The sequence below is a fragment of the Dysgonomonas sp. Marseille-P4677 genome (genome assembly GCF_016652235.1).
Taxonomy (GTDB): Bacteria; Bacteroidota; Bacteroidia; order Bacteroidales; family Dysgonomonadaceae; genus Dysgonomonas.
The window spans coordinates 1-9,735 of record NZ_JAEPKU010000156.1 but is presented as its reverse complement, the minus strand read 5'-3'; the positions used below and the strand labels follow the sequence as shown (position 1 = coordinate 9,735).

General features: G+C 35.3%; 8 protein-coding genes, 1 tRNA gene and 1 pseudogene. 6 read left to right on the top strand and 4 right to left on the bottom strand.

What is annotated here, in order from left to right:
* Both JGH11_RS17700 and uvrA read left to right on the top strand, forming a co-directional pair.
* The coding region (locus JGH11_RS17700; protein ID WP_370567630.1) for a bifunctional nuclease domain-containing protein at positions 1-596 on the top strand (596 nt) is incomplete at its 5' end.
* A 199-nt stretch (positions 597-795) separates the two neighbouring features.
* Positions 796-3,582: an excinuclease ABC subunit UvrA gene (gene uvrA / locus JGH11_RS17695; protein ID WP_201114017.1), complete on the top strand. Its 2,787-nt coding sequence runs from the start codon at positions 796-798 to the stop codon at positions 3,580-3,582.
* Between the two features lie 52 nt (positions 3,583-3,634).
* Here uvrA and JGH11_RS17690 read toward each other — a convergent pair whose 3' ends face one another.
* Genes JGH11_RS17690 through JGH11_RS17675 form a run of 4 tightly spaced genes read right to left on the bottom strand, consistent with a single transcriptional unit; the run spans position 3,635 to position 6,712 of the window.
* Complete coding sequence (locus JGH11_RS17690) at positions 3,635-4,336, bottom strand: head GIN domain-containing protein (RefSeq protein WP_201114015.1); 702 nt, start codon at positions 4,334-4,336, stop codon at positions 3,635-3,637.
* 10 nt (positions 4,337-4,346) lie between these two features.
* Entirely contained in the window at positions 4,347-5,624 is a 1,278-nt protein-coding gene (locus tag JGH11_RS17685; protein ID WP_201114013.1) for a DUF4097 family beta strand repeat-containing protein, read from the bottom strand.
* An 11-nt stretch (positions 5,625-5,635) separates the two neighbouring features.
* Positions 5,636-6,172: a hypothetical protein gene (locus JGH11_RS17680; RefSeq protein ID WP_201114011.1), complete on the bottom strand. Its 537-nt coding sequence runs from the start codon at positions 6,170-6,172 to the stop codon at positions 5,636-5,638.
* Positions 6,173-6,184: 12 nt separating this feature from the next.
* Positions 6,185-6,712 (bottom strand): RNA polymerase sigma factor, encoded by a 528-nt coding sequence (locus JGH11_RS17675; RefSeq protein ID WP_201114009.1) that lies wholly within the window; start codon positions 6,710-6,712, stop codon positions 6,185-6,187.
* Positions 6,713-6,962: 250 nt separating this feature from the next.
* Here JGH11_RS17675 and JGH11_RS17670 point away from each other — a divergent pair.
* From JGH11_RS17670 to JGH11_RS17655, 4 genes and pseudogenes are all read left to right on the top strand, one after another.
* Positions 6,963-7,044: transfer RNA gene (locus tag JGH11_RS17670), tRNA-Leu, on the top strand.
* Positions 7,045-7,375: 331 nt separating this feature from the next.
* Positions 7,376-7,423: pseudogene (locus JGH11_RS20635) on the top strand (hypothetical protein); the annotation flags it as partial.
* Between the two features lie 4 nt (positions 7,424-7,427).
* A complete protein-coding gene (locus tag JGH11_RS17660; RefSeq protein ID WP_370567631.1) occupies positions 7,428-8,444 on the top strand; it encodes a site-specific integrase in 1,017 nt (338 codons plus the stop codon).
* Between the two features lie 558 nt (positions 8,445-9,002).
* A complete protein-coding gene (locus JGH11_RS17655; RefSeq protein WP_201114003.1) occupies positions 9,003-9,551 on the top strand; it encodes a hypothetical protein in 549 nt (182 codons plus the stop codon).
* The last annotated feature ends 184 nt before the right edge of the window (positions 9,552-9,735 follow it).

Genomic DNA, 9,735 nt, shown 5'->3' with positions numbered 1-9,735 from the left:
ACTTATATAAGATGGACAGCAGAGTAAAATTATCAGTTCTGGGATTTTCATTCAACCAAACGCAATCTGGAGCATATGGATTAGTCTTGGCTGAGGAAAATAGTGTGCGCCGATTGATGGTGGTAGTAGGAATACCAGAAGCGCAATCTATTGCCTTTAATCTTCAAGGGGCTATCCCACCTCGTCCATTAACACATGACCTTTTCAAATCCATATTATATCAGTTAGGAGCAACTCTAGAAGAAATAGAAATATATAAGTATGAGAATGGAGTTTTTTTCTCCCGCCTAACCATTAGCCAAGGTGAAAAAAAAATACAAATAGAATCAAGAACGTCTGACGCAGTTGGAATTGCTCTACGAACAAAATCTCCAATATACACCACTGAAAGAATAATGCAGGAGCAAGCAATTGTTTTTGACGAAAATTCGCTGCAAGAGAACACTGTAGAAAACGAAAAAGACAATTCGGCATTAGACTATTCTCTGCTCAATTCCGATGAACTTGAATCCTTATTAAAGAATGCTATTGATGGCGAGGATTATGAATTAGCATCCTTGCTTAGAGATGAATTAAACAAAAAAAAGAAAAAATGATCCTATTAGAACTTTTGTAGCCTAATAATGAGATCTATACAAATAAGCCATCTTCCCTTATCTCAGTAAACATTTCAATTTCCCATAAAGCCCAATTTACAATCTATAACACATTCAAGACTATTCCACAATTTTTTGAAATACGATTCATAATACCCCCTTTTTTTCGTAATTTTGCAGACATTTTTTGAGAAGAAATATGTCAGTAGAGAAAAATATATTTATAAAAGGGGCGAGGGTTAATAATCTAAAAAACATAGATGTAGAAATTCCCCGAAACAAATTTATTGTAATTACAGGGCTATCAGGATCGGGAAAATCATCTCTTGCTTTCGATACGCTTTATGCAGAAGGCCAACGCCGTTATGTTGAAAGTTTATCCTCATACGCAAGACAATTTCTCGGACGTATGAACAAGCCTGAAAGCGATTATATAAAAGGAATTCCTCCTGCCATAGCTATTGAACAGCGCGTCAGTTCCCGCAATCCGCGTTCTACGGTAGGCACATCCACCGAAGTATACGAATATCTTCGCCTATTATATGCACGTATAGGAAAAACTATTTCCCCTATATCCGGGCAAGAAGTAAAGAAACATCAGGTAAGTGATATTGTAGAAAAAATGATGTCATATGCTGAGAATACTCGTTTGGCAATTCTAACTAAAATTATACTTCGAGAGAATCGCAACCTGAACGAACAACTCGAAATACTACAAAAAGAAGGATTTTCGAGGGTAGAACTAGAAGGGAAGTTTGAACAAATAGAAACTATACTAGCATCTAAGAATGAGTATAATGTAGATGAAATGCTTTTACTCATCGACCGCCTCACCTGCGACAAGGATGCAGCCAATATAAGCCGCTTCTCAGAATCAATAGAAACAGCCTTTTTTGAAGGAGGAGGCGATTGTATTATACGGTTTTATCTCGAAAATAAGATTGAAAGCTTTGAATTTTCCCGCCATTTCGAGGCTGACGGGATTGTATTTGAAGAGCCGAGTGATATGATGTTCAGCTTTAATAGCCCTATTGGAGCTTGCCCTATATGTGAAGGATTTGGACGTGTGATGGGAATAGATGAAGACCTTGTTATCCCAAACAAAAGCCTTTCTCTATATGAAGATGCCGTGGTATGCTGGAAAGGGGAAAAGATGAGCGAATGGAAGACCCAATTTATCCATGCCGCAAATAAATATAATTTCCCAATTCATCGCCCTTATTTCGAGCTATCTGACAAAGAAAGAGAGCTACTCTGGCATGGAGAAAAAGGGCTTCATGGTATTGACGATTTCTTCAAAATGGTAGAGGAAAACCAATACAAGATACAATACCGCGTCATGCTGGCTCGCTACAGAGGTAAAACGACCTGTCCATCTTGTAAAGGAGCTAGACTCAAACCTCAGGCATTATACGTGAAGGTTGGAGGAAAAACAATCGCCGACCTTGTATTAATGCCAATATCTGAATTGAAAGCATTCTTCGATTCACTCGAGTTAAATGAGACTGACGCCGCGATAGCCAAACGATTATTGACTGACATAAATATACGCATACAATATCTACAAAATGTAGGTTTAGGCTATTTAACACTTAATCGCCTTTCAAACTCATTGTCCGGGGGAGAAAGCCAGCGGATTAATCTTGCAACCTCTTTAGGCAGCAGCCTCGTAGGCTCGCTTTATATATTGGATGAGCCGAGTATCGGATTACATTCACGTGATACAGATCTCCTGATAAAGGTACTGAAAGAGCTAAAGGAGATAGGGAATACAGTTGTCGTTGTAGAACATGATGAGGAGATTATTCGTGCTGCTGATTATATTATCGACATAGGCCCAAAAGCCGGACGCCTCGGTGGAGAAGTCGTTTACCAGGGAGATATTGCCGGACTAGAAAAGCATACTGAAAGCTATACAGTTCGCTACTTGAACGGCGAAGAGAAAATAGAGGTTCCTAAAATACGACGCAAATGGAATAACTACATAGAGATCAAGGGGGCGCGACAAAATAATCTGAAGAATATAAATGTAAAATTCCCACTCAATGTAATGACTGTCGTGACAGGCGTCAGTGGATCGGGGAAATCATCATTGATATGCGATGTTTTCTATACAGCACTTGAGCGTCATTATAAAGGGAAGGGAGAACAAATAGTACAATATAATGGATTGGAAGGAGACCTCAAGCTGATAAGAGACATTGAAATGGTAGACCAAAATCCAATAGGAAGATCCTCGCGCTCTAATCCGGTAACATACATAAAAGCATACGACGAGATACGAAAGCTTTTTGCAGACCAACCTCTAGCTAAACAATTACACTTTAGTCCGGCTTACTTTTCTTTCAATGTAGAAGGTGGTAGATGTGAAGAATGTGCAGGAGAGGGGAAAATTTTGGTTGAAATGCAGTTTATGGCAGACGTATTACTCGAATGCGAAGTCTGTAAAGGCAAAAGATTCAAACAAGATGTCTTAGATGTACAGTATCAAGGAGCTAGTATATTTGATGTACTGGAAATGACAATTGACCAAGCTATTGAATTTTTTGAAAAAGGAAAAGGCACTACAGAAAAGAAAATAGTAAAAAGATTGAAACCTTTACAAGATGTCGGATTGGGTTATGTAAAATTAGGACAGTCCTCCTCTTCCCTGTCAGGAGGAGAAAACCAACGTGTAAAACTGGCATTTCATCTTGCCGATGAAAAACCTGAGCCAACTTTATTTATCTTTGACGAGCCAACTACCGGATTGCACTTTCATGATATAAAAACGCTACTGAAAGCCTTCGATTCGTTGATTAAACGAGGACATACTATCATTATCATAGAGCACAATATGGATGTTATCAAATGTGCCGACCATATTATCGACATCGGTCCTGAAGGAGGGAAAGAAGGTGGATATATTGTTTGTGAAGGCACACCGGAAGAAATTGTAAAATGTCCAAGGTCATATACGGGACATTTCTTAAAAGAGAAACTTTAATAACTCAATATAAAAAGGGCTTAAGAATAATTCTTAAGCCCTTTTTATATATTTATTTTAGAATATCTCCCCCACCCGATTTACTGGCATTAATGGTTTCATAAGTAAGACCTTTTACATTAATATCCGATCCGCCAGATGCTCTTACTGAAACTAATTTTGCCTTACCTGTCAATTTAATATCGGCTCCACCACTTGCTGAAGCAGCCAGATTGTCTACTCTGCCAATTTGAATATCAGCATCCGATCCGCCAGATGCCGATATATTTAGGTTTTGACCTTCAAACTGCTTAATGTCGGCATCAGCTCCACCACTCACTTTAAGATTGCAACTAGGCGTATTCAGTCTATTAATATGAATATCAGCTCCACCCGAAGAAGCTATATCTATATTCTTATTATTCGAGATCTCTTTAGCATGGAAATCGGCTCCTCCCGAGGTCGCTATTGCATCTAATACAGGGGCAGAAACATATGCTTTTATGGTACTATTTCGTTCAAACTTTTCATTACGTTTTCTTCCTAGCTGTAGACAGCCGTCTTTTACCATAATATCTATCTTTGCCATATTCCGAGCATCTGTTTCTATTTCTAAAGAACAGTTATTGCTTTGAGTAAAATAAACATCAATACCTCCACTAGATGAGATTTTGTGAAATACATTTATTTGCTTCTTTTCTTTTACGACTTGGGCAGATATAGTTGTTGTCAGAGCTATAAACAATGCCATGAATATAATACCTTTCGTTTTCATATTTTTATTTTTATCTAATATCTATATCTGCATAATTATTGGAAACAACAATATTGGCTGTAGGATTTCCTGTCCCAATTTGTCCTTTTTTTACCGTCCTGTTCCCCTTTTCTATTGACTCTGTATATTTCACGGAGAACTTCCTGGAAATAGTCAGATCTCCATAATTTAGTGTTGCATCAAACGTACTAGAAAAACCAGGGGAAAGCCCAATCGTAATATCACAATAACTACCTTTAATACTTATATTCTTCGCTTTAGGGGAAACGTTTCTAAGCATAACATCTCCGTATTGACTAGAAATACTAATATCCGATAGTAAATTATTAATATCAATATCTGTATACATTATTGAGCCATCCAGACGTCCTACTGAACCTATCTTACAATCTCCATAGGATGTGGACTTGTCTATCGTAAGAGTTTGAACATCGTTAAACCGGTAATCATTATAATTACCCGAAGTCATTATTTTATTTGCCCTATTAATTCTTATATCTGAATAAGAACCTGACAAATCCGCATTTTGCATTTCTCCAATTTTAACGTCACTATATCTAGATTTCAATGATATATTATTAGCCTTTTGAATTGACATTTCGCTGTAAGAAAGATTAGCTATTAATCCCCCACTCAACTGATCTATTTTTATGTTTCCATAATCCATATTAATATTCATCGCTGTATTTTTCGGAATACCAATTATATAGTTAATCTTAGAGCTTGCGTTACTTTTTCCTCCGCTATTTGTTGTAATAGAAAGTAATTTTCCAACGACAGACACATTGCATGATGCTGTAGCATTATTGCGGTCCAAATATTGAATTTCTAATTCTACTTGTTTAGAGTTTGACTCCCTAACAACAATATTACCGTATTTATGAAAAAACTCTACTTCTGAGATATTAGAAAAGGTTTTATTCTCGATACGTACTGACGTTCTTATCGATTTTTGGTCTGTTCCTTTAGAGAAATTATACCTATAAACCTTTGCATTTCGCTTTGTAATACCTCCAGGGCTTTGTAATACCTCCAAGGCTTCTTTAGTGGCATTCTGAGCCAAAACATTAATAGAGTCTATATTAATATTGAAATCCGCAACATCAGGAAATCGGCTTGTATCAATATAAATATCATCTATATTTTCCAACATTTTACTCACATCTAGATCAAGTTTCTTTTTAAAAATCTTAAAGGAATCTTGCGGTATACTCTTTATACCCTCATTAGCTTGCGATTGAGAAAAAGCGACGAAGCATAAGACCATTAATAATATATACTTTTTCATTATCGTTGTATTTAACATTTTGTGTATTTCCCTAATTTTTCATTTATATTATCAAGACGTTCAATATTAGCCTTATAGTGTCTTACTAGATATCGAATCGCAATTTCCTGATTTTCATTTTTAGCCATTTCATCAACAAAAGCTACATTATTAACTACAATCTTTTGAATATCTTCTGATAATTGTTTTTGATTCTCTGTGTCTGTATATGCCAGTTTACACATAATGTCGGCTATCCGTTCTTCCATCTGCTGATTATAAAACTCATTCATTGAGCGGAACTCATCAATACCTATAGCCTCCTCTGTTGTAGGGGCTACAGTAATCCTTTCCGGCCCATAGAATTTGACGGCAACACCTATTAATATTATAATTGACGCTGCAATCGAGATGACACTAAAAAGCCTTACTTTCTTGATGACCGGCTTATCCTTTTGCATTTCATTCTTGCTCAACAATGCTTCAAAGCGCTCAAAATGCCCTGCTAGAGGTTCCTTATCATCAAAGATTTCTCTATTCTCTTCTATATATTTTTCTCGATTTTTCATATCTCTTCCCTTTCAGATAAGTTCGATTAATTTTTGCTTTGCTCTCATATATTGTACACGAACCGTTCCTGGTGCTACATTTAGGATATCAGCTATTTCTTCGTGATCGTAACCTTCTATTAAATACAAATTTATAATTAAACGGCTCGAATCGGGTAGTTTTTCTATTGCAGTTTTAACTTTTCCGACCTGCTCCATTATTTGTTCCCAGTCATCGTCATCCGAATCAGGAACATTATAATGTATATTTTCATTCAGATTAGTAAATTCCATATCTTTTTTTCTCAACTTATCGATAGATGCATTTATTGCAATTCTTACCAGCCAGGCTTCAAAAGGGGTTTTCTCATCATAATTATCTAAGGCAGAAAATGCTTTCAAAAAGGTTTCCTGCATAGCATCTTCAGCCTCAGAATTATCACGAAGCACGCGATAGCAAGCATTATAGACCCTCTTATAGAAAGTAGTGTATAATTGCATCTGTGCTTTATGTTCACCTCTTCTGCACTGGTCTATTATTCCTGAATCAAAGCCTATCATTTATTCTTGGGTTACCCTTTCACTAATATATACGGAATAAAAAAAGGAGTGTTACAAAAGAAATCAATATTTTTTGAAGTATGCAATTATATATTATTTTCTAAAATAATAAGAGGCCTGATATCTATTAGATTTCCTAACAGAATTTGGTCATAGAAATATATTTGAAGAAAAAATATAATTTTTCTTAGAATTATTGCCTAATTAATAAAATTTATTCTACCTTTGTACCCGCTAACGCACTTTAGCCGCGGATGTGGCGTAATTGGTAGCCGCGCCAGACTTAGGATCTGGTGCCGTGAGGCGTGGGGGTTCGAGTCCCTTCATCCGCACTGAGCCGAAAGGTAAAACGAAGCAAATCCTTGAGAATCAATCGGTTTTCAAGGATTTTTTTATTCCCTGATTTTTACGAAAACAGCAAAATAATGCATTTTTAAGCATTATCCTGTAGCCAATTCGTAGCCAAGAATTATTTTTTCAGTCTGGCTACGAATTGGCTACGAATAAGGTTTTAATTCGCTGTTCTACAACATTTTGCATAGAGTCAAATTTATGTTAAAAAAGTAATTTTACAACAACAAAAATCAGCTTTATGGAAACAAAAATGACAAAAAAAAACGAAACACATTCAATGTAGTCTGTTTGATCAGAAAAAACAGAGTAATGAAAAATGGACAGGTTCCTTTATTTATCCGTATTACTCTAAATGGTGAAATTGCAGATATTCCAAGTCTCCGGAAGTACAAATCCTTCTCAATGGAGCCAAGCACAAGGAAAAACAAGAGGGAGCAGTCGGGAAGCACAGGAGTTGAATTATAATATTCAATCTGTAAAATCTCGTATTCATCAAATTTATTGTGATTTAGGACTAGAGAACAAGATGGTTAGTGCACAGATTATCAAAGACATCTATCTGGAAAATCACAAAAACGAAGAAAATGGTAAGACTTTGGGCGAAGTGCATTCGGAACATAATGAGAAGTGTAGACAATTACTAAATATTGAATATACACAATCTACTCTCTATAAATTCGATGCTTCTTTGAAATATCTGAAGGAATTCATGGCTAAAGAAATGAATATTGAAGATATTCCTCTAAAAGAAATCAATGAGGATTTTATCCGTAGATATGAACTTTATCTAAAGACAGAAAAAGGGTGCAAGAATAATTCGGCGATCAAACATCTCAAAATTTTCAAGAAGATTATTCGGATTGCTCTTATCAATGATTGGTTACAAAAAGACCCTTTTGCTCTGGTTAAGTTTCGACAAGACGAAGTGCATGTAGAATTTCTGACAATGCATGAATTAAATATTCTAATGGAAAAAGAAATGCCATGTAAGAGATTGGAACAAGTCAGAGACGTGTTTGTATTTTGTGCGTTTACTGGTCTTGCCTTCGTAGATGTCAAGAGTTTGCAAGCAGAGCATATCATTCGTGGCAACAAGGGGGAAATGTGGATTCGTAAACCCCGCCAAAAGACAAACAATATGTGCAATATTCCATTATTGAGAGTTCCACGAGAATTACTCGATAAATATAGCTCTGATAAGGGTTGCGAATTAAGAAGTCAAGTTTTGCCTGTCCCAACTAATCAAAAGATGAATGCGTACTTGAAGGAAATTGCAACAATGTGTGGGATAAATAAGCGATTATCAACACATTGCTCAAGACATGATATTTCGTGGCTCCATCTAAAAATGAATAACTTACAAGCCTCTTTTTCTTAATAGGTAACGATCTAGAAACGAGCGAAGCACTGTTTTCCTCTTCTTTTTGCACAACGTTAAAGAGCGATTTCTTTTTCAAAGATATTATTCTTTCTTCAATTTTGGGGATTTAGGTGGTAGTTTTTAAAGTTTTCCTTATCTGTGGCTATATCTGACAGCCATTAGTCTATGTTTCTATTCTCTCGCTTAACCCTCTTATAGCCAGTGTCTATATTTATATAAAAATAAATAATACATTAGATTTAACATATTAAATTTATAATTACATTTATCAGCGATTTTCAAAATTAATTTACCTAATACGATACTTACACTTATGAAAACTATCAGATTTTTACTATTTGCAGTTGCAGCACTAACAATTAGCACAATCTTTTTTGCGTGTCACAGCGATGATGAATTGACACCAATAAAACTAAAAGATTATGATGATACTACTATCAAAATAAATTACCAAGATGACCTAAACGTTGGTATATAATTGAAGGAGGTGACGGCAAATATTCTGTTACGTCTGATAATTCCGAAATTGTAACTGCTGAAATTATTAACACTAAGATGTATGGTACTGACATAAATTTGAGTTTGGAGGTAAAAGGTCTTGGTACTACCAAAATTACGATTACCGACAAATCGCAAAACTCGCTGACTTTGGATGTTATTGTTGATTATTTGACTTACAACTTTGTTGTTGTGAAACACGATATTTTAATAGTAGGTGGCAATTTAACTGAAAACGAGAAAAAAGCAATCAGTGAAGAATATCTAACCGAAATACCTGTAAAAGTTGGTGGTGGTTATAGATTCATTTTTACAGACTTATGGCATTCAGAAGGAGGAGAAGCATTGATTTATACTGACAAATTCGGAGATAACGCAATAGAAACTACTTTTGAGAAAGGGCGTATTGTTCATACTCCAGTTTATGAAATAATTATTAACGATGTAAAAAGAATTTTCGCATACGGTAGTTATGTTTCACCAACAAAATCCGATATGATTGTTCCAGTAGCTTTATTTGAAGATATTACTCCGATTGTAAAGGCTAAATATCCCAATGCAGAACTGGTATTATCAGAACAGAAAATAGAACCATCTACTAACTAATTAAAGATTTTATTTCTACATAATAAGTCTTTCGTTGTTAATATCATTTATAAAAACTGAATCATAATTATGAAATATAATTTAGTTGTTTTCTTGTTTTTTCTGATAACAATTAATATAAATGCTCAAAATGAATATTTAATAATTAATAAAAATATTCGTTTGTCAAAAGATAGTATAGAGC

Coding starts and splice junctions, on each gene's coding strand:
- JGH11_RS17685 (WP_201114013.1), bottom strand. CDS start 5,624: ATGAAAAAGTATATATTATTAATGGTCTTATGCTTCGTCGCTTTTTCT.
- JGH11_RS17675 (WP_201114009.1), bottom strand. CDS start 6,712: ATGATAGGCTTTGATTCAGGAATAATAGACCAGTGCAGAAGAGGTGAA.
- uvrA (WP_201114017.1), top strand. CDS start 796: ATGTCAGTAGAGAAAAATATATTTATAAAAGGGGCGAGGGTTAATAAT.
- JGH11_RS17690 (WP_201114015.1), bottom strand. CDS start 4,336: ATGAAAACGAAAGGTATTATATTCATGGCATTGTTTATAGCTCTGACA.
- JGH11_RS17655 (WP_201114003.1), top strand. CDS start 9,003: ATGTATGGTACTGACATAAATTTGAGTTTGGAGGTAAAAGGTCTTGGT.
- JGH11_RS17680 (WP_201114011.1), bottom strand. CDS start 6,172: ATGAAAAATCGAGAAAAATATATAGAAGAGAATAGAGAAATCTTTGAT.